18 protein-coding genes and 1 riboswitch are annotated in these 19,680 nt (G+C 59.1%); of the genes, 10 read left to right on the top strand and 8 right to left on the bottom strand.

The window, feature by feature from the left end; all coding sequences use genetic code 11:
* Positions 1-217: 217 nt before the first annotated feature.
* Positions 218-2,137, bottom strand: coding sequence for a tyrosine-protein phosphatase (locus QOL84_RS04050; protein WP_283436274.1), 1,920 nt, complete (start codon positions 2,135-2,137; stop codon positions 218-220).
* Between the two features lie 741 nt (positions 2,138-2,878).
* On the opposite strand from QOL84_RS04050, the gene QOL84_RS04045 reads away from it, so the two are divergent.
* Entirely contained in the window at positions 2,879-4,393 is a 1,515-nt protein-coding gene (locus tag QOL84_RS04045) for an EAL domain-containing protein (RefSeq protein WP_283436273.1), read from the top strand.
* A gap of 111 nt (positions 4,394-4,504) precedes the next feature.
* On the opposite strand, the gene QOL84_RS04040 is transcribed toward QOL84_RS04045, so the two are convergent.
* Entirely contained in the window at positions 4,505-4,741 is a 237-nt protein-coding gene (locus tag QOL84_RS04040; RefSeq protein ID WP_283438617.1) for a hypothetical protein, read from the bottom strand.
* Positions 4,742-4,920: 179 nt separating this feature from the next.
* Here QOL84_RS04040 and tspO point away from each other — a divergent pair, with 179 nt between their 5' ends.
* Together tspO and QOL84_RS04030 are read left to right on the top strand one after the other, a co-directional pair.
* Positions 4,921-5,361, top strand: coding sequence for a tryptophan-rich sensory protein TspO (tspO, locus tag QOL84_RS04035; RefSeq protein WP_129394199.1), 441 nt, complete (start codon positions 4,921-4,923; stop codon positions 5,359-5,361).
* The gene (locus tag QOL84_RS04030) at positions 5,361-6,341 is read left to right on the top strand and encodes an alpha/beta hydrolase (RefSeq protein ID WP_283436272.1); all 981 of its coding nucleotides are present in this window, start codon (positions 5,361-5,363) and stop codon (positions 6,339-6,341) included. Before tspO ends, QOL84_RS04030 begins: the two co-directional genes overlap by 1 nt.
* Here the strand turns inward: QOL84_RS04030 and QOL84_RS04025 are convergent.
* The gene (locus QOL84_RS04025) at positions 6,328-6,951 is read right to left on the bottom strand and encodes a TetR/AcrR family transcriptional regulator (RefSeq protein WP_283436271.1); all 624 of its coding nucleotides are present in this window, start codon (positions 6,949-6,951) and stop codon (positions 6,328-6,330) included. The two genes, QOL84_RS04030 and QOL84_RS04025, sit on opposite strands and share 14 nt — an antisense overlap.
* Before the next feature lie 268 nt (positions 6,952-7,219).
* Between QOL84_RS04025 and QOL84_RS04020 the strand changes: the two genes are divergently transcribed.
* The 5 genes from QOL84_RS04020 (at position 7,220) to QOL84_RS04000 (ending at position 13,298) form a co-directional block, all read left to right on the top strand.
* On the top strand, positions 7,220-8,356 hold the full coding sequence (locus QOL84_RS04020) for an HlyD family secretion protein (RefSeq protein ID WP_283436270.1): 1,137 nt from the start codon (positions 7,220-7,222) through the stop codon (positions 8,354-8,356).
* A complete protein-coding gene (locus QOL84_RS04015) occupies positions 8,356-9,819 on the top strand; it encodes a DHA2 family efflux MFS transporter permease subunit (protein WP_283436269.1) in 1,464 nt (487 codons plus the stop codon). Before QOL84_RS04020 ends, QOL84_RS04015 begins: the two co-directional genes overlap by 1 nt.
* Positions 9,820-9,838: 19 nt before the next feature.
* Entirely contained in the window at positions 9,839-11,305 is a 1,467-nt protein-coding gene (locus QOL84_RS04010; protein WP_283436268.1) for an efflux transporter outer membrane subunit, read from the top strand.
* A 21-nt stretch (positions 11,306-11,326) separates the two neighbouring features.
* On the top strand, positions 11,327-12,277 hold the full coding sequence (locus QOL84_RS04005; protein WP_283436267.1) for an aldo/keto reductase: 951 nt from the start codon (positions 11,327-11,329) through the stop codon (positions 12,275-12,277).
* Positions 12,278-12,362: 85 nt separating this feature from the next.
* Positions 12,363-13,298, top strand: coding sequence for a LysR family transcriptional regulator (locus QOL84_RS04000; protein WP_283438616.1), 936 nt, complete (start codon positions 12,363-12,365; stop codon positions 13,296-13,298).
* A gap of 44 nt (positions 13,299-13,342) precedes the next feature.
* On the opposite strand, the gene QOL84_RS03995 is transcribed toward QOL84_RS04000, so the two are convergent.
* Entirely contained in the window at positions 13,343-13,600 is a 258-nt protein-coding gene (locus QOL84_RS03995) for a DUF2790 domain-containing protein (protein WP_283436266.1), read from the bottom strand.
* A 309-nt stretch (positions 13,601-13,909) separates the two neighbouring features.
* On the opposite strand from QOL84_RS03995, the gene QOL84_RS03990 reads away from it, so the two are divergent.
* Positions 13,910-14,356, top strand: a complete 447-nt coding sequence (locus QOL84_RS03990) for a thiol-disulfide oxidoreductase DCC family protein (RefSeq protein WP_283436265.1) — start codon at positions 13,910-13,912, stop codon at positions 14,354-14,356.
* 37 nt (positions 14,357-14,393) lie between these two features.
* Here the strand turns inward: QOL84_RS03990 and QOL84_RS03985 are convergent, their stop codons facing one another.
* Positions 14,394-14,885 (bottom strand): DUF2269 family protein, encoded by a 492-nt coding sequence (locus tag QOL84_RS03985; RefSeq protein ID WP_283436264.1) that lies wholly within the window; start codon positions 14,883-14,885, stop codon positions 14,394-14,396.
* Position 14,886: 1 nt separating this feature from the next.
* Positions 14,887-16,014, bottom strand: coding sequence for a saccharopine dehydrogenase family protein (locus QOL84_RS03980; protein ID WP_283436263.1), 1,128 nt, complete (start codon positions 16,012-16,014; stop codon positions 14,887-14,889).
* A gap of 99 nt (positions 16,015-16,113) precedes the next feature.
* Between QOL84_RS03980 and QOL84_RS03975 the strand changes: the two genes are divergently transcribed.
* Complete coding sequence (locus QOL84_RS03975) at positions 16,114-16,692, top strand: NUDIX hydrolase (RefSeq protein WP_283436262.1); 579 nt, start codon at positions 16,114-16,116, stop codon at positions 16,690-16,692.
* 151 nt (positions 16,693-16,843) lie between these two features.
* Here the strand turns inward: QOL84_RS03975 and QOL84_RS03970 are convergent, their stop codons facing one another.
* Together QOL84_RS03970 and QOL84_RS03965 are read right to left on the bottom strand one after the other, a co-directional pair.
* The gene (locus QOL84_RS03970; protein ID WP_283436261.1) at positions 16,844-18,826 is read right to left on the bottom strand and encodes a hypothetical protein; all 1,983 of its coding nucleotides are present in this window, start codon (positions 18,824-18,826) and stop codon (positions 16,844-16,846) included.
* Positions 18,827-18,862: 36 nt separating this feature from the next.
* Positions 18,863-19,231: a hypothetical protein gene (locus tag QOL84_RS03965; protein WP_283436260.1), complete on the bottom strand. Its 369-nt coding sequence runs from the start codon at positions 19,229-19,231 to the stop codon at positions 18,863-18,865.
* A 158-nt stretch (positions 19,232-19,389) separates the two neighbouring features.
* Positions 19,390-19,595, top strand: a riboswitch (cobalamin riboswitch).
* Positions 19,596-19,680 lie beyond the last annotated feature (85 nt).

The raw sequence follows: 19,680 nt of genomic DNA, 5'->3' as shown, positions 1-19,680 counted from the left end.
CTAAGGAGAGGGAACCGAGCCGGGGATATTGAAGATCTACACCGACCTGAGCGTCTTGCTTTGAATCCATAATCGCCTCGATCTTTCAGGTCGATGCATGACGCAAGACGCCTCGGTCAGTCCCCTCTCCCTTCGGGAGAGGGTTAGGGTGAGGGGTTTTTGATTTGGGTTTTGGGGTGTTTGTTGGATTGGGGTCTTCCTTGACCCCGTGTGTTTCTTAGAAGGCGTAGCTGGCTTTTAGGCCGCCGTTGAAGCCGTGGCTGTCACCGCCGCCATTGGCGCCGACTTCTGCGCCCAGGCTCAGGGCGCCGAGGCTGGCCATGACGTTGACGCCGCCGCTGAGCTGATCGCGATTATCAAAAGCCGCGCGCTGTTCGATGTCGAGGCCCAGCAGGTGGCTTTGGCTGTCGACTTCGTTGTCGCCCAACGTGCGTTCGTAGCCCACTTGTACGCCCGGCACCAGTTGCCAGGCGCCCATCGCCACCGGGGCGAAGGCGACGTTGAGGTTGGCGACGGCGCTGCGGCGGGTGGCGCTGTTGTCGTCGACGTCGAGTGAGAGTTCGCTGCCCTTCTCTTTGAAGCCGTTGAGGTCGAGGTGGCTGACGCGCACGCCGAGGCTTGGCTCGAAGGTCATGCCGTTGACCGGGGCGCGGTAGCCGAGGGCGACGGTGGCGCCGGTGAGGTTGCCGTGGGTGTCGCCTTTGGCGGTGCCGAGGCCGCCGCCGAGGTCACGTTTGCTGTCGTAGTCGATGTAGCCGGCGCTGGCGTTGGCGTCGAGGAACAGGCCTTGATCGAGGCTGGTGAAGCCGTAGCGGGCGCCGACGTTGAGGAAGGTGAAGTCGGTGTCGGCTTCGCCACCCGCGCCGCCAACAGTGCCTTTGCTGTAGCCAAAGCCGCCGCGTGCGCTGAGTTGTTCGCTGAAGCGTTGGGTGATGCCGACCATCAGGCCTTCGCTGTGTTCGTTGCTGCTGTCGGCGTGGGATGAGCCGTCGGTGCCGAGGTAGCCGGCGAGCGCGGTGGTCCAGAGGCGGTATTGACCGACTTTGAGGTCGCTGCCGCTGGCGAACGGTGCGGCGGCTTGTTCGATCATCGCGTTCTGGCGCAGCAGGTAGCTGGCGGCGTCGGCGTGAACCTGGCCGCCGACCTGAGATTCGACGCCGCCGAGGGTGCCGGCGTCGATGGCCGATTGCAGGTAGTAGTTGTAGGCGCTGTAGGTGCCGGACAGGTTGGTGTTCTGCAATTGGCGAAGCAACTCGGCGCCGGCGGCGGCGTTGCCGATCAGTCCGGCCTGGCCTGGCAGGCTGTTGTATTCGACGAGTTTGCCGCGCAGGACGTAGATGGTTTCCTGCGAGAGGCCGAGGCCTTGTTTGAGGTAGCTGTCCATGCTGCCGTATTGCGCGGTGACTTCGTCGAGGCCGGCTTGCAGGTAACTGGCCTGGACGCCGAGCAACGGGCCGTAGACGGACGCCATGCTGGCGGGCATCGCTTTCAACGTGGCGGCGACGCGGGCGGCGGTGTAGTCGTTGGTCGCGAGGTAGTTGGCCATGATGGTCGCGTTGTCGACGCCGGCGATGCTCTGCAATACGGCGGCGGTCCAGCCGGTGCGGTCCTTGCCGGCAGTGCAGTGGAACAGTTGCGCGCCGTCGGTGGTCGCCAGTTCGTTGAACAGCTTGCCGAACTGGCCGCGCATGCCGGCGTCGCTGACGAAGGCACGGTTGGTCTGCTCCATCATCGCGACGGCTTCAGCGGCGCTTTTGAAAGAGGTTGTGGTGATGTTCGCGCCGGAGGTGGTGCTGCCGATGATGTCGATGTTCTGCCAGGTGGCGCCGGTGATCATGGTGTCTGGTGTGCCGGCGATTTCGCTGGGCGTGCGCAGGTCGTAGACGGCTTTGATGCCGAGGCCGTTGAGGATGGCCAGATCCGACGCCGTCGGGGTCAGCGCGTTGGAGCGATAGAACACTCCGGCGCGCATGCTGCCGTCGTGGGCCGTGGAATACGCGGTGGTGATACCGGCGACGTCACGGAAGTTGTCGATGCCTTTCAGGCGCGGCGTGTCGAGCGGGACGGACTCGGCAGCGTGGGCGGCGGCGATGGACAGGCTCAATACGGACAGCGAACACACAAGACGTTGAAACACAGTGCAGCCTCATTCGGTAAGCGTTGGGCTGCCTACTATCTGCACTGAATTGAGACTGAATATGACAAATTCGCAGAGAGTGAAAATGCCTGCGCGAATGGGCCGTGGGGTGCGTGAATTGTCCATGTGCCTCTGGGTGGCGTGGGTGCGGAATCTGGTTTGAATGGACTATGGGATTTGGCTGGCAATTGGGAGTGAATTTGTTCGCGAGTGCGGTGGGTCAGATTGAGATGGTGTTGGCTGGCAGTCCGCTATCGCGAGCAGGCTCACTCCTACAGGAGTTTTGGGGTGGCCCAAGGTCTCGTTGCTCACACAAAACCTGTAGGAGTGAGCCTGCTCGCGATGGCGTCGTGTCAGGTAACGGTTGGCTATATGACCCACCGCATTCGCGAGCAAGCCCGCTCCCACAGGGATCTCGGCGTTGCTGGAGATCTCGGTTTTCACATAGGAACCTGTGGGAGCTGGCTTGCCAGCGATGGCGTTGTGTCAGGCAACGGTTGGCTACATGACCCACCGCTATCGCGAGCAGACTCACTCCTACAGGGGATCGTGGATCGGCAGTTATGTTGATCTGCGGCAATATTTGCTGATTCGGGCAGCTTTATTCTGGTGTGGCTGAAAACAGCCGTGCTGTGCGCACGTCACAGGCCTTTTGGCCAAGGTGGCGCCATGAACAAAAAACGCATTGTCTGGGGGAGCATTCTCCTAGGCCTTCCGTGTGTCTTGCTTCCGGTACTTTTGATGGGTTATGTCGCCTGGATGTTGAATCTGGCGTCGGCCCAGCAACGTCTGGAAACCCTTGCAGCCGTGGCGTCCAGCCGCGCCAACGGGACATTTCAGGAAGCTGCCGGGGCGCTGAAAAGCATCGCCGGTTCGCACCTCGCGCCCTGCACGCCCGCGAGCATCGACGAGATGCGTCTGCTGACGATCAATACCTTTTCCGTGAAGTCGGTCGGCTATGTCGAAGAAGAGGTGTACGCCTGCGGTTCGTGGGGCCCGGTCGGTCAACACGCGGCGCCTTGGCGCGAGGATTTCACCACGTCCGACGGCGTGCGCGTATCCCTCGGCGTGCAGTCGCGCATCGTCCCGGCGAAACCGATGATGGCGCTGCAATACGCGGCGTTCAATGTACTGGTCGATCCCGAGCAGTTTCTGCACGTGATGCTGGAAGATGATCTGCATCTGGCAGTCGGCACCGCTGCCGGCCAACTGGTCAGCGTCTCGCGACCGGGCGCGGAACACTTTCTCAGCCGCGTGCATTCCGGTTCGCATTCGGCGCTGGAGGACGGTTACCTCTACACCCTCGTGCACAGCGGCGACTGGGTGGCCATCGCCGCCCTGTCGCGGCATGAATTGATGCAGGGCCTGTTGCGCCGCGAAATGCTCTTGCTGCCCATCGGCGGGCTGTTCGCCGGGATGTTGGTGTTGATGATCGTCCGGCGCACCCGTCAACGTTTGTCGCCGCTGGCCGAGCTGAAGCTGGCGGTGCGCAATCGCGAGTTCGTCGTTCATTATCAGCCGATCGTCAGCCTCGACGATGGCGCCTGGGTCGGCGCGGAAGCACTGGTGCGCTGGCAACATCCGGACGGCAGCCTGGTGCGCCCGGATACCTTTATTCCGTTGGCGGAACACAGCGGTTTGATCCTGCCGATCACCGACCAAGTGATCGATTCGGTGATGCGCGACCTCGGCCCGCTGCTGGTCAAGGATCGCAGCCTGCACGTGGCGATCAACCTGGCGGCCAAGGACGTCAGCAGCGGCCGTTTCCTGCCGAAACTCGAAGCGGCGCTGCGCCAGGCCAATGTGCAGCAGAAGCAGATCTGGCTGGAAGCGACCGAGCGCGGTTTTGTCGAGATCGACTCGGCGCGCACCACGGTCAATCATGCCCGCGCGCTGGGTTATCTGGCCGCGATCGACGATTTCGGCACCGGTTTTTCCAGCCTTCAGCACTTGCAACAACTGCCGCTGGACGTGCTGAAGATCGACAAGTCGTTTGTCGACAACATCGATCAGGATGCCGCGACCGGTTCGGTGACGTCGCACATCATCGAAATGGCCAAGAGCCTGCGTCTGCAGATTGTCGCCGAAGGCATCGAGACCGAGGCGCAGGCGGATTATCTGCGCGGGCGTGGCGTGCACTTTGGCCAGGGTTGGCTGTTCGGCAAACCGATGGCCGCCGAGGAGTTTCTACGCGTCCATGGGGAACGCATGAGTGTGCTCAGCGAGCAGAATGCGCAGGAACCGGCGGTCTGCTGAGGCAAGCAGATCAAGCACTCAGCACCTTGCGCATAAACACTCAGGCAAACCCATCATTGGTCGCGCGCAGGCGCACCGCATGCGTTGCGCGGCGCGAGTGCCAACAGCGGCTTAGCGCGCCTGGTTTTTCACCTGAATCTGCGTCAGCCCTACCCGCTCGGCCTGTTCGAGGATTTGCTCGGGCGTCGAATCCGCTGTGGGCATGATCAAGCTGTTTTCGGCATCGCCCAGATGCAGCTCCAGCAGATGCATCGCGGCCTCGTGCGTGGCCAATTGTGGTTGCTTGAGTTCGAGCAGATGGCTGCGCGGTTCGTTGTTGAAGCGGTATTCGATCAGGTATTTGTACATGGTCTTCTCCGGGTCTGAAGTTGAAGGCAACTGATTATCCTGACGCATCAGTCAGTTTTTTAGTTCAACTGCATCTCGCTCCGAACAGAGAAAAGCGCGGCGCTGAGGCAAACTTTTCGCGTCGGCTGGCTGTCCTCTTCTTACACTCCCAACAAGCTGATCACAGCTAAGGACTGGCGATGACCTTTTTCATTTTCCTTTTGGCCTGCGCTGCGGCGGCCACCACTGGCGTGATGTTCAAACCGGGGCCTTGGTACGAATCGCTGGTAAAACCGCGCTTCACCCCGCCGAATTGGGCGTTTCCCGTGGCCTGGACGATTATCTACCTGTTGCTGGCGTGGGCCGGTTATCGCTTGAGCCTGATCCCTGGCAGCCAGACCGTGCTGGCGTTATGGGCGGCGCAGATTGCCCTGAACACGCTGTGGACGCCGGTGTTCTTCGGCGCGCATCAGGTGTTCGCCGCGATGGTGATCCTCACGTTGCTTTGGCTGGTGGTGGCCGCGATGGTGGTGCTGGCGTTGCAACTGGACCTGATCACTGGCCTGATCCTGTTTCCGTACCTGGCGTGGTTGTGCGTTGCCGCCGCGTTGAATTTCTCCATCCTGCTCAAGAACCGCTGATGACTGATTCCAACTGGGGTAGCGCAACACCGTGGCCACAGGGCGAGCGCGAGTTGGCGCAGGTGCGCGCATTCAACCGGAAACTCGCCTGGCTGCCGCGCTTCAAGATCCGCAATCGCCTCACGCCTCGTCTGATCCAGGCGCTGCTGCGCGCCAGCCAGATCGGCGGTGCGGGCAAGTTGCGCAAACATGGGCTGATGGCCGAGCGGAAAATGTACGGTGCGGTGCCCGTGCGGATCATTCGGCCGCACGGCCAAGCCAAAGGTGTGGTGCTGGATTTTCACGGTGGCGGCTGGGTGATCGGCAATGCGCAGATGAACGACAACTTCAACATTGCCATGGTCAATACCTGCGAGGTCACGGTGGTCTCGGTCGATTACCGGCTGGCGGTGTCGACGCCGATTGAAGGCTTGCTGGACGATTGCCTGTGCGCCGCTCGCGGGTTGTTGAGCGATGCCGAATTTGCCGATCTGCCGGTGATCGTCGTCGGTGAATCGGCGGGCGGGCATCTGGCCGCAGCGACGTTGCTGGCCCTGAAATCATCGCCCGGTCTGCTGCAACGGATCAGCGGTGCGCTGTTGTATTACGGCGTCTACGATCTGAGCGGCACGCCAAGTGTGCACGCCGCGACGCCGCAGACGCTGGTGCTGGACGGCCCCGGCATGGTCACGGCACTGCGCCTGCTCACGCCGGACTTGAGTGACGCGCAGCGCCAGCAGCCCCCACTTTCGCCGCTGTATGGCGATTTCAGCGACTTCCCGCCCGCGCTGATGTTTGCCGGCGAGCTGGATCCGTTGCGCGACGACACCCTCGAACTGGCCGAGCGCTGGCGGCAGTCGGCGCCGGTCGAGATGTACCTGCTGCCCTCCTCGCCTCACGGCTTTATCCACTTTCCGACGGCGTTTGCCGAAAGCGTTTTGGCTTACAGTCGCCAGTGGATCACCGCGCGCATCGACGCACACGTTCTCAACCGCAAATAACCTTGATGGCATCGCCGGCCAGCCCCGCCAACTCGTCACGGGATTTACCCGCGCGCGCGCGAATCGAGATGCTGTGCAATAGCGAGGAGATCAGCACCGCCAGCGCCGCAGGATTGCTGTCGGTTTTCAGCTCGCCGGCATCAATTGCGGTTTGCAGGCGTTTTTCAAGATCGGCATCGAGCTGGCTCAGCCTGGCTGACAGCACATTACGGATTTCCGGGTCCTCGACGGCTTCGGTTGTTGCCGTGCCGATGGCAAAACAGCCGCGTGGCTGCCCGTCACCGGAAAAATAGATCGCTAACTGCCCTTCATAAAAACCGCTCAGTGCCTGCGCCAACGACAGGCTGCTGTCAGTCAATGCCGCCTGCATCGCGGCATGCGCGGTGGCCCAATATTGATCGAGCGCCTTGATATAGAGCGCGTGCTTGTCGCCGAACGCGGCGTACAGGCTCGGACGATTCATCCCCGCTGCGCTGGCGATGCTGTCCAGCGACGCACCGGAATAACCGGTATTCCAGAACACTCCCAGTGCCTGTTGCAGCGCTGTTTGCGGGTCGTAGGCGCGTGGACGGCCACGGCCTTTTGCTGCTGTCGGTTTATTTTGTGCCATCTCGTATAAATTCCTTGCAAGGGTTGAGCGTCGCTCATATTCTTACACCATCGCACAAAATTAAGGAACCAGAAATTCCTTGATCGGCAGGTTTGTTGTAACGCCACTCGAATCGGGTGTGACGACGAAGAAAAAGCGGCACGGAGCGATCCTCCCCCACCGCGTACGGATTTGATTTTTTGCAGCATTAATCACGTCGCGGTCACCGGTCATTGTCCGGCTCGGCCCGATTCCCGGTTCAGGTTCCAGCATTTGGAAAGAACAGATCATGACCCAGCCAATTGATCTCACCGCAGAACAAGCGAGCGCCCAGCGAGTACCCGGTTTCACTGACGCGCCGCCGAAAAAACCACTCAAGCAACGCTTGCGCCCAATATTGATGAGCGGCGTTCCCGCGCTCTTCGCCATCATTGGCTACAGCGAATACGTGGCGAACGAGCCGTTCGTCTCCACCGACAATGCCTACGCTCGGGTGGCCAAGTCTTCGATCAACGCGCGGATTTCCGGGCAAGTGGTCGAGATCGCTGTCGATGATAATCAACGCGTGCACAAGGGTCAGCTGTTGTTCCGGCTCGATCCGCAGCCCTTGCAGATTGCCGTCGACCGCGCCGAAGCGCAGTTGGGCAACGCGCGCCTGCGCATCGACGGGCTCAAGGCAAGCTATCGCCAGCAACAGGCGGAACTGCAATCGGCGAAAGCCTCGGCGGATTACGATCAGAAAGAATTCGCCCGCAAGAAAGCGCTGGTCGCCACCGAGTTCGTTTCGCGTGCCCTTTATGAGCGCGCCGAAACCGACTTGAAGGTCTCGCGCCAACGCATCGCCTCGGTCGAACAACAGATCGCCAGCACCGTGGTTGCGCTCAACGGCAATCCGGACATCGCCATAGACCGCCACCCGACCGTGCGCGAGGCCAAGGCACAACTCGACGAGGCGCAGCTTTATCTGTCGTACGCCACCGTCACCGCGCCGGCCGACGGTATCGTCGCCAAGGTCGATGACTTGCAGGTCGGCAACTACCTCAACAACGGCGGCGCGGCCTTCGCATTGATTTCCGACCGGGAGATCTGGGTTGAAGCCAACTTTCGCGAAACCCAACTCACTCATATGCGCCCGGGCCAGTCCGCGACCATCACCCTCGACACTTACCCGGATCGGCCGTTGCCGGCGCACGTGATCAGCATGAGCCCCGGTGCCGGCGCCGATTTCGCCCTGCTGCCGCCGGAAAACGCCACCGGGAACTGGGTCAAGGTGGTGCAGCGCGTACCGGTGCGGCTTGAACTCGACGAAACCGACCCGACGCTGCCGTTGTTCTCCGGCACCAGCGCCACGGTCAAGGTCGATACCGGCCACCGCACGCCATGGTGGTATCCGCTGAAGTCGTTGCTCAGCGCAGGTAATTCGTGATGAACGCCGCCGCTGACAAACGCTGGTTGTACGCCGTTGCCCTGCTGGCGACCTATCTGCAATCGGTCAACCTGCCGTTGCCGAATGCCGCGTTGCGGTTGATCCAGGGCAGCCTGTCGATGACTGACGATCAGGCTGGCTGGATCTTCACCGCCTATCTGGCCGCCAGCGCGATCACGTTGCCGATTGCCCAGTGGCTGGCTGCGCGCTTCGGTTTGAAGCGAGTCTATCAACTGGCGCTGCTGGCGTTCGCCATTGGGCTTTGGCTGGGCACGCTGGCAAGCACGCCGCTGGAGTTCATCGCTGCGCGCATTCTGCAAGGCCTGGCCAGTGGCGTACTGGCGCCGCTGTCGATGGCCATTGCGCTGGAAACGCTGCCCGCCGAGCGACGTCCGGCGTTCGCGCCGAAATGGACGGCGCTGGTGCTGTTCGGCATCGTCAGTGGGCCGAGCATCGGCGGTGTCATCTGCGAATACTTCGACTGGCGGCCGATGTTCTACCTCAGCCTGCCACTGCTCGCGTACATCTTCATGGTGGTGACGCTGCTGCTCGGCGAGAAAAAGGCCGATCAACGTCCGCCGTACGACTTCTTCGGTTTCGCCACCTTCACCCTCGGCATGATCGGCCTGCAAATGTGCCTCGACCGTGGCGAACGGCTGGACTGGTTCGACTCGGCGGAAATATGGATCGAGACGCTGGCCTGTGTGCTCGGGTTGTACCTGTTCGTGGTCCATCGAATGACCAGCAAGGCGCATTTCATCAGCAAGGCGTTGCTGCGCGACCGCAATTTCATGTTGTCGACGGTGATGTTCTTCGCGCTCGGTTTCGTGCTGCTGTCGACGATGGCGCTGACCTCGCCGATGCTCGACGAGATTCTCGGTTATCCACCCGACACCACAGGCGCGCTGACCATCCCGCGCGGTGTCGGCCTGGTCGGTGCGTTTCTGTTGATGGGCCGGGCGCCGGCGTGGGTCGACACCCGCGCGTTCATAGCAGTGGGCATTGCTCTGGTGGTGTACGCCAACTGGCTGATGCTCGGTTACTCGCCATTGATGGACTGGACGCCCGTGGCGGTGACCGGGTTCATTCAGGGTGTCGGCCTCGGCATTCTCATGCCGGCACTGAGCAAGGCTGCATTCAGCACCATCAACCCGACACTGCGCCCGGAGGCCAGCGGCCTGTTCAACCTGATGCGCGTCTATGGCAGCACCCTCGGCGTGGCAGTAGTGCAGTTGTTTTTCTTCAACAACACCCAGGCGATGCACTCGGCGCTGGTCAGTCAGTTGACGCCCTATCGCGTGGCGCTGCCGACCTCGCTGCCGGCGCTGGAAGGTTTGAACCATCTGGTGACCCATCAGGCGGCGTTCGTCGCGGTGATGGGGCAATTCAAGATTCTGATGCTGGCGATGCTCGTGGTGAGCCCGCTGGTGTTGTTCCTGCGCAAACCTGCTGCGGCCAACTGATATTCGTGGAGTCTGCACAATGAAAACGTCTACACGCTTCACCCGCTCCGCATTCCCCAGTGCACTCAGCGCATTGGCAATAATGGCGATGCTCAGCGCCTGCACCGTCGGCCCGGACTTTCAACGGCCCGCCGCGAGCTCGTCGCAACACTACGATCAGCAAGCCGAACGTCAGCCCGCCGAACAGCGTTTCGACATGGGCCAGCGCATCAACGGTGATTGGTGGACGGCCCTGCGTTCGGCAAAACTCGACCAAGTAATGCGTCGCGCCATCGACGGCAATCTGCAACTGCTGGCCGCCGACGCAACCCTCCGCCAAGCTGCCGCCTCTGTGGCGGCGGCGGAAGGTTCGCTGTTTCCGCAGGTGGATTTCGCCGCCGCGGCCGGTCGTCAACGGACCCACACCGGGGCTGACCCGAGCATTGCCAATGTCTACGCGATCGGGCCTCGCGTGGCGTTCGACCTCGACGCCTTCGGTGGCCTCAAGCGCGAGGTCGAAGGGCAACAGGCGCTGACCGACTTGCAGAAGCACCGCTATGAAGCGGCTTACCTGACCCTGACCGGAGATGTCGCTCGCCAGGCGCTGTTGCTCGCGTCGGCCAACGCGCAGATTCAAGCGGTGCAATCACTGTTGGCCAACGACGCGAAAAACCTTGATCTGGTGCAGCGCGCCCAGCAGAGCGGCAGCACCACGCGGATCGATGTGTCCCTCGCCGAAACCCGCCTCGCCGAGGATCGCACCCTGCTGCCACCGCTGGCACAACAACGCGACGCGGCGCGGCATGCGCTGTCGATCCTCGCGGGCAAAGGCCCGGCAGACTGGATCGCGCCAGATTTTGCCCTAGAGGAATTTGCCTTGCCGGCAAACCTCCCGGTCAGCCTGCCCTCGGAAATGGCCCGCAATCGTCCGGACATCCTCCAGGCCGAAGCCGAGCTGCACACGGCCAGCGCGGCGGTGGGTGTCGCGACCGCCAATCTTTATCCACGCGTCGAATTGTCGGCTTCGCTGGCACAAGCCGCGTCAGGCAATGGCGGCGCCGCACTGTGGGGATTGGCGGCAGGTTTGACCGCGCCGATCTTCAATGGCGGCACGCTCAAGGCTGAACGCCAAGCCTCGGTCGACGGCTACAACGCCTCGCTCGCGCGCTACCGGCAGACAGTGATTCAGTCGTTCGGCCAGGTGGCGGACACCTTGCAGGCGATCAATCACGGTGCTGAGCAAAACCGCGCGCAGGACGACGCCTTGCGCGCCGCCGGCAGCAGCCTGCAGCTCAACCAACAGGCTTACGCCCAAGGCGAAAACAGCCTGTTGCAAGTGCTCGAAGCGCAGCGTGCCTACCAACAGGCGCTGCTCGGGCAGATCCGCGCGAAGACCGATCGTTATCTCGACACCGTGCAATTGTTCGTCGCGCTGGGCGGCAATTCCGTCGGTGTTTTCGGGCAGAAACTCGCCACGCGCGAACACGCTGATCAACAACCGCTGTAACCACCGACACTGGAGAAAATCATGACTTACGAAGCCTTTCACGATGAGCTTCGCGACACTCGCTGGCCGTTGAACAATGGCGCAGGCTCGATGCCGGCCGTTGGTTTCGGCACACTGTTTCGCGATTTGAGTACCACCACCGCCGCCGTCAAATACGCCTTGGAAAGCGGTTTCCGGCACTTTGACTGTGCCGAGCGCTACCGTAACGAAGCGCAGATCGGCGTGGCGTTCCAGGAGGTTTTTGCTGCCGGCAAGATACGCCGCGAAGACGTCTTCATCACCACCAAACTGTGGAACACCAACCATCGTCCCGAACGCGTTCGGCCGGCCTTTGAAGCGAGTTGCCAGCGCCTGCAAACCGACTACATCGACTGCTACCTGATCCACACGCCATTCGCCTTCAAGCCGGGCGATGATCAGGACCCTAGAGACGTCTTCGGCCATGTCATCTACGATGGCGAAATCAGCTTGCTCGACACTTGGCGTGCCCTCGAAAGTCTGGTCGATGAAGGTCGCTGCAAGTCCATCGGCCTGTCCGACATCACCCTCGAGGCGCTGAAGGAGATTGTCGCCGCGGCACGCATCAAACCGGCCGTGGTGCAGATCGAAGCGCACCCCTATCTGCCAGAATGGGAGATGCTGGAATTTTGCCAACAGCACGGGATTATTCTTCTCGCGTTCGCCCCGCTGGGGCATGGCATGCAGCCGAACGTACTCGAAGATGCTGTACTGACGAGCATTGCCCGGAACGTGCAGAAAACCCCGGCGCAAGTGGCGCTGGCGTGGGCGGTGCAGCGTGGTACGGCATTTCTGACCACCTCGGCGACGCCGAGCCGTATTCAGGAAAACTTTGCTATCGCCACATTGCCCCAGCGCGCGATGCTTGAGATCAAGGGAGAGATCAGCACGCGAATCCGTTTCAATTCAGTGGTAGAAACCGGCGTACCCGGGTTTATTGCCCGAAAGCCATGACCCGAAAAGCATGACCCGCGAAACATCAGCGGCCTGCTCCAAGGCCGCTTTTTATCATCAACGACTCAACACCGAGACGACCACGATGGACGTTTTCCAGAGCATGCGTTGTTTCATCGCCGTCGCTCAGAGCGGTAGCTTCACCGCCGCCGCCGAACTGCTCGACACCACCACGACCAACGTCTCGAAAGCGGTTTCTGCTCTCGAAGCCCGCCTGCACACACGTTTGATTAACCGCACCACCCGCCGCCTCGCGCTCACCGAAGCGGGCCTGCGCTACCTGCAACGCTGTGAAAGAATCGTCGATGACGTCCGCGAGGCCGACGAAGAGGCCGGCACTGCGCAGACACTGCCCGTCGGGCGTTTGAAAATCCATGCGATGTCAGCCATCGGCAACCACTACGTGATCGATGCCATTGCGCGTTACCGCGAGATTCATCCGACGGTGATGTTCGACCTCACCCTGACCAATCGCGTCCCGGACCTGCTCGAAGAAGGTTACGACATGTCCATCGTGCTGGCCCGCGACCTGCCTGACTCAGGCTTCGTCGCGCAGCGCTTGGGCATGACCTACAGCATCCTCTGCGCCTCGCCCGCGTATGTGCAGAAACTCGGCATGCCGGATTCTCCCGCAGCGCTTAGCGAACATGAGTGCCTGCGGATCGTCAACACGGTGATGCCGGTCGAGCACTGGACGTTCGAAGGCCCACAAGGCATGGAAACCATCACCATTCCCCTGTCGCCGTTCCATATCAACACGGCCGACGGCATGACCATCGCGATCAGAAAAGGCATGGGGATTGGTATTCAGCCGATTGCGTCGGCCGTGGATGGCCTGAGGGCGGGAACATTGGTGCGGGTGCTGCCGAAGTATCGGCTGGAGGAGTTGAACCTGTTCGCGATCTATCCGTCGCGCAAGTTCGTCGATGCGAAAATCAGAACCTGGGTGGAATTTCTGAAACAGTCGATACCGCAATTACTGGCATCGGATGAACGTGCTGCGCAAACCGCAGAAAACTGAGTGCAGCAGAGGCGGAGTGTCGACCCTCCACGGTCTGCAACGGCTCAACTGGAGCAGCCAGTTCCCATCACTTGATACTGCAGGACATGGCGTTCGCCCTGCGAATCTTCGTAAGTCATCTGCACCGGCACTGGCGCGCATTCGTTGGCCGGCTCGGTGATCGAGATCACATGTTCGATGTCGAGTTTGCTCGAGTAGCCGTAGGTTTCAACCGGGGTTTCCTGGCCTTGCGAAGAAGCCGCATAAGCCTGCGCACCGAAGCTGCCAAGCAGTAAAACCAAGGCGATTTTTTTCATGCTCATGATGTTCACCGTTCTCGTTGAGTGACCGCTTCAGCGTTAGTGCTGGCGGCTTGAGAACGATGCTATGGGATGACGCCGCGTGGAAAAATCGACCGAGGGGACAAACACTGTTGCCAAAATGGCGATGAATGCCCCCGCGACGATTCACGGGCAAACGCTGATTTACTCGTTCAGATCCTTGACCAGATAACTGCCGACAATCTACGAAAACCCGCGCGAGTTGTCGTCCCCGCGAGGAAAATCTGCTGAGCAATTGCGCCAGCCCACCGCTATGATCGTGAACAACCCCGCCGCAACGGAACCACGCCCATGGCTGCTCAAACCCGCCCTTCTCCAGCACCCCTGCTCAAACCCGGCGAGACGGTGGTGTTGTTCGATGGCGTGTGCAAGCTTTGTAATGGCTGGGCAAAGTTCCTGATCCGGCATGATCACCAGCACCGCGTACGCCTGGCGGCGGTGCAGTCACCCGAGGGGCAAGCGCTGCTGGCGTGGGCAGGTTTGCCGATCGATCAGTTCGACACCATGGCGGTGATTCGCGACCGCAATTACTGGGAACGCTCGGATGCATTCCTTGAAGTCGTCAGCCAATTGCCCGCCCGTTGGCAGCCTTTCCAGCTGCTGCGCCTGCTGCCACGTACGCTGCGCGATTGGGCTTACGATCGCATTGCGCTGAATCGTTATCGGCTGTTCGGCAAGTACGACACGTGTCTGTTACCGAGTCCTGATCATGAACAACGCTTTTTGAAGGCTCGCTAACGGCCTTGCGCGCACGCGCCGGGCTTCGGAAATTGCGTTAAAGCAACAACTCGAACAACTGCACAGGCGTCATCTTCGTCACCATCATCAGCACAATCACGAACATCCCGAGAAACCCGGCAACGCCCATCCAGAACCATTTCTGGTACACGTCGTGAAATTGCGCATCAAGGCCCGTCCCCGCCGCTCCCGCGTTCGACGCCATCACATGCAGGCGCTTCTGCAGCAGCAAGACCGGCAGCCACAACGAACCGACGCAGAAGAAAATGATCAGCGAAGTCAGTATCCACTCCGTGGTCATCGGCAGCCCGGACAGCCTCATCAGCCAATAGCCGCTGATGATTTGCACGCAACCGGCAGGTGTGGTGATCCACGTATCGAAGCGCACGACCATGCGCGCCACGTGCGCAATCACTTGCGGATTGCCTGTGCGGCTGGCGGCGATCAAGTACAGATAAGAGCCCATGCCGAAGCCGAACAGAAAAATCGCGGCGATCACATGCAGGTATTTCAGGCACAGGTAGAGCATTTCAAATCTGCCCGTCGGAGAACTGCACGGACAAACTCAGGTTGTCGGGATCGTTGATCGCCGCCAGGTATTCAGCGACGCTGACTTCGCCCACGCACGGTCGCGCGCCGGCTGACGGCAGATAACCCTGGGCCATTTTTGCTGCCAGCGCCACGGCAGCACAGCTTGGGATCTCCGGGCCTTTGTCGTTGAGGGCGGTCAGTTGCGCGGTCATCGTCAGCGGTTTGCCCTCGACGCCAATGCCCTGAACGTCGATGTACATCGCGCTTTTGCCGTCGCCGAAACGCTCGAACCACGTCCCTAGCCGATGCAGCCTGGCGGCCCAACTAACGTGGTCGCGCAGCAGACCAATCTTCAATGCCTGAGCCAGCAAGCCGTTGGCGACACCGCCGAGTTTCAGACCCGCGCCGGCCTTGAAGCTCAGAGTTTGCGCGCCATAGCGGCGGGCAAAGATGTCCATGTCCGGGACGTCGACATTGGCCAGCAGACGCGTGCCCAGTTGCGGCATCTTGCGCAAGGTCAGGTCTTGCCAGCCGAGCACTTCATGCACCTTGCCGTTCTTCAACTGTTTGATCGGCTTGCCGGCGTAAGCGAGTACACCCTCGATGGTCGACAGCCCCGGCATCTTCGCCGAAGAAGAAATGCCATGCTCGATCGAATCGATGCGCGAAAAACGCTGGCGTTGTTCGTCGATGATTGCCGACGACAGCGTTGGCACCGAACTGCAACCACTGAGGATCGCCACGCCGGCTTGCCTGGCCCGAACATCGAGTACGCCAATGCCGTTGACGAACGTTCGGCAGTCGGACAGGTCGCAGTAGTTGACGCCGGCCTCGATGCAGCGCTCGGCCACCGCATAGGATTGCCCCTGAAACGGGCCGCCAGTGTGGATGACCAGTTGAATGTTCAGCAAACGCAAAGCGCAGCCGAACTCGCTACCCATGGCATCGCCGCACCAACCTTCGACGACGCGCCCCGACTGACCATTCAATGCATCGACTTTACGCTGTAACTTGCCTGGATCGCGGCCCGAGATCACCAGCGCCACATTGGCCATTTGCGCCAAATGCCTGGACACGATGCTGCCGAAGTTACCGTAGCCACCGACCACCAACACCCTGAATGCCATGCAACGCTTCCCTGACTGACTTGACCGACATCCGCGATGCCGTTGCGAGCTTTTGATTATTCACGATAATCCACGGATAGCCCATAAGGATCTCTGCCCATGAACCATCGCAATGTGCGAATTGTCGCCCAGCATCTGCTCTCGGATAACTGGTACATCCTGAAAAAGATCGACTTCGAACTTCAGCGCCGCGACGGCAGCTGGCAGACGCAGACCCGCGAGGTGTATGACCGCGGCAATGGCGCGACGATCGCGCTCTACAACCTGGCGCAACGCACGGTCATCCTCACCCGGCAATTTCGCATCCCGGCCTTCGTCAACGGTCATGACGGTTATCTGATCGAAACCGCTGCCGGGCTGCTCGATAACGCCAGCCCCGAAGAACGTATCCGCCTCGAAGCTGAAGAAGAAACCGGCTACCGCGTCAGGTCAGTGCGCAAGGTCTACGAAGCGTTCATGAGCCCAGGCTCGGTCACCGAGCGCCTGTACTTTTTCATCGGCGAATACCATCCCGAAGATCGCATCAGCGCCGGCGGTGGCCTGGCCGAAGAAGGCGAAGACATCGAAGTGCTGGAGCTGCCTTTTGACGAGGCGCTGGCGATGGTCAATGACGGCCGGATCATGGACGGCAAGACCATCATCCTGTTGCTGCACCTCAAACAATTGATGAGCGCCTGAGCGTGACTCCCGCGATGCTCGGCGTGGCTAGAAGTTGATCTTGAAGCCGAGCATCGCGTCATAGCCGTGGCTGTCGCCGTCGAAGCCCTGGCGGTAACCTGCTGAAGCAGTGAACGTGGTGCGTCAAAGGGGTTACGGAATTCAAAACAGCTCAGGTGCCTAACCCCCTACGTTGTTTTTTTATTACTTCCCACTCATCTTGTGCATTACTGCTTCGAGATTCGCCCGCGCTGGAAACTTCATTTTTTAATATCATATCCATCACCACAATACGGTGATCACTGATAAACTTTCTATGAAATAACGCGAAAATCTTAGCCTTGCAACTGACCACCTCATGATAGACAACAAGTGCACCATTCAATCGGGCGTCTTCTATTTTTTCCGTCTTCAGTTGTGCACTTAAATTCCGGGACGCTTCAATATATTCATCACCTTTTAACTCATGAGAAAACGTTGCACGACTAGCGGCAGTTAAAAAAACATTTTCCCACTCACTGTAACGTCTAAGTTTGAACAAGTCGGTCACACACGACAACTTCAGAACCAGAAGTTCTAAATACCAGTTCTTGACATGCTCGTTACTGCCCAGAGCCTCATTAAAAATGCCATATAGCTGCTCATCAAATGGATAAGAAACACTGGTAAGAAAATCCTCGACGGTATCTTTGCGCTGATAAACCGCATCGTATGGCTGATTAAAATATTCGGAAGGGGCGCCACCAGACTTATACAGTATGGTAGTTTCTGCCTTAAGTGTGGTTTTTACTCCTCCAGACATATAGCCATAGCCCACAGCTTTCATCTTTCCGATAGCATCTTCCAAATGACTGGTCGCGATATTAGTATCCCCCATAATAAAAACAGGTGGATATTCAGATTTATTGGCGACATCCGCCTGCGCAATCAACGTCCGGACACGCAATTCATTAAGCGTTTCACTGATGACTTTCCCCTCATCCTCCTCGAGAGCTTGCTCAGGTGCCATTTCGACGTCTTCAGTCACATCATCCATGGCAGTTGGCTCACTCCGTATTTTAGTTGTGGCAATACCAAACATGGAGTGAATCAAATAAGCACTGACCTGTTTCCCTCCTACAGAAAGATTGAAAGCCCATGCCTGGCGACTGTTGGTCTTTTCGCCTATTTTCCACACATCGGAATAAACCAGTTTATGGCTAATTGACGACTCAGTCAGCTCAGTGCGAAAAACACATCCATAGCGTTCATAATATCCGTCAATCACCTTGAAATATCGGAGCGCGACAAACAATCCTTCTTCTGGCACAGGGTGAATCGCTTTCAGCGTAAGTTCCAGCGTTCCTCCACGATGTGCAATTGCAATGGCAACCGCCGTATCAGGGGCGACACTGCACGTGCTGTCACAGTCGATTATTCTCTGCTGAATATCTCCCACATTTGATGGGGCCGCGGTCAGCATGTCGGACAACATCTGATGCAACGGCTTATCTTTCTTAACGTCTTTTAAAAACTCTTCAAGCTTCTTGATAGCATTCGCTTCAGCATCAGGCGAACAGCCGTTAGCGATTTCCTCGATACTTTCCAGCGCTTCTCTCACCTCCGAATTGAAGTCAGCATCGAGTTCTCTATGCCCACGAATACGCATTTCCAAGCCTGCCATCGCACCAGCCTCGAAATGAGTGACATCGTAGTGCTTTAGCGTCAGTCTCAACGAACTCAACTGTCTTTCGTAATCCTTATAAGTATAAATATTGATTTTTATGAACTCAGGGTAATCAAATCTCGCGCCGCTTTCCAGACTGAAGGTACTGTTCCACACTCCCTCTTTTTCCGCATTCAACTTCTCGGTAATCCCCCTCATCACTGTCTCACCGTCTGACCCCAACTCCATGAGAGCCAACGCATCCAGGTTCAGGGTTTTAATCGCTTTGGCGATAAATTCTATTCGCACCTGATTTCTCGGCGCTGACAGTGGCGTCTTGGTGACGTTCTTGCCATGCCGGATTAAATCTCCAGTGAAATTCTGCACGTTCCAGAATGCGAGCTTTAGCGGCACTCCTTTTTTATAAGGACATATCTCAACCGGCACAACCGCAACGCCGTTTGAATCCTGCGCGGCGGCAGCGGAGAACGCCAGATACGGCTCACCCACTGTTTTCCTTTTTCGACCCACGATTCCCGACTCCTTTCAAGATTCTTCCTGATCAATAGCCAGCTTTCCAAGCGCCTCGCTTTGCGCCATGTTCATCCTGGCTGACATATCTCCGAACGCTTCATCATTCAATACATCCACCAGCCACTGGCACTGAGCATCGCTCTCGAACTCATTGCCGTAAAGGCACAATAGATTCAGCATCTGAAAAGTGGCACGCCTCGACAGCTGCCACTGCCTGGAACGTGCTATCGCAGCCTGCACGATTTGCTTCACGCCGGCTCGTCCATGTTCCTCTGCATAAGAAGGGAGATGCGCATAAACATGCTGCTCCATGTCCTCCGACAGACGCAGATCAGAAGCCAAGGTAAGGGCTTCATATTGTTTTGCAGAAATTTGAATCATCCCGGATCCCCTCCCACACCCCTGCCCTGATTGGCGAAAAACCACCACTGCTCTCCGCTGTAGACCTTAGTTGCTCTTACAAAAAACGCCGCAGATTGTTCTTTCAAGATTTATCGAGGTTCTCTCGGGCAAGTTGACGAACGGTCTTTCGAATGTTCAGATGCCGCCCAGTTTCAGGTGTCCCATGCCGCCGTGCATGGGGTGAAACGGGAAACCGGTACGTTCTTTTCGAACAAGTCCGGTGCTGCCCCCGCAACGGTATGCGCGTGATGCTTTCGATACACCACTGTGGCCAGACGGCCATGGGAAGGTGAAAGCCTCGATACGCGCGAGCCCGGAGACCGGCCCGAAATATCTGTTTGGCAAAATCCTGCGGTGGGCGGGCATGGGCCGGTGTCGGCGTGTGCGCGATGCCTTCTCCTGCATGCTCTTCTGCGAAGTTTCTTTTC

Origin of the sequence: Pseudomonas helmanticensis (genome assembly GCF_900182985.1) — a bacterium.
Taxonomy (GTDB): domain Bacteria; phylum Pseudomonadota; class Gammaproteobacteria; order Pseudomonadales; family Pseudomonadaceae; genus Aquipseudomonas; species Aquipseudomonas helmanticensis.
The sequence above is the reverse complement of the archived record's forward strand: the minus strand, read 5'-3'. Positions and strand labels throughout refer to the sequence as shown.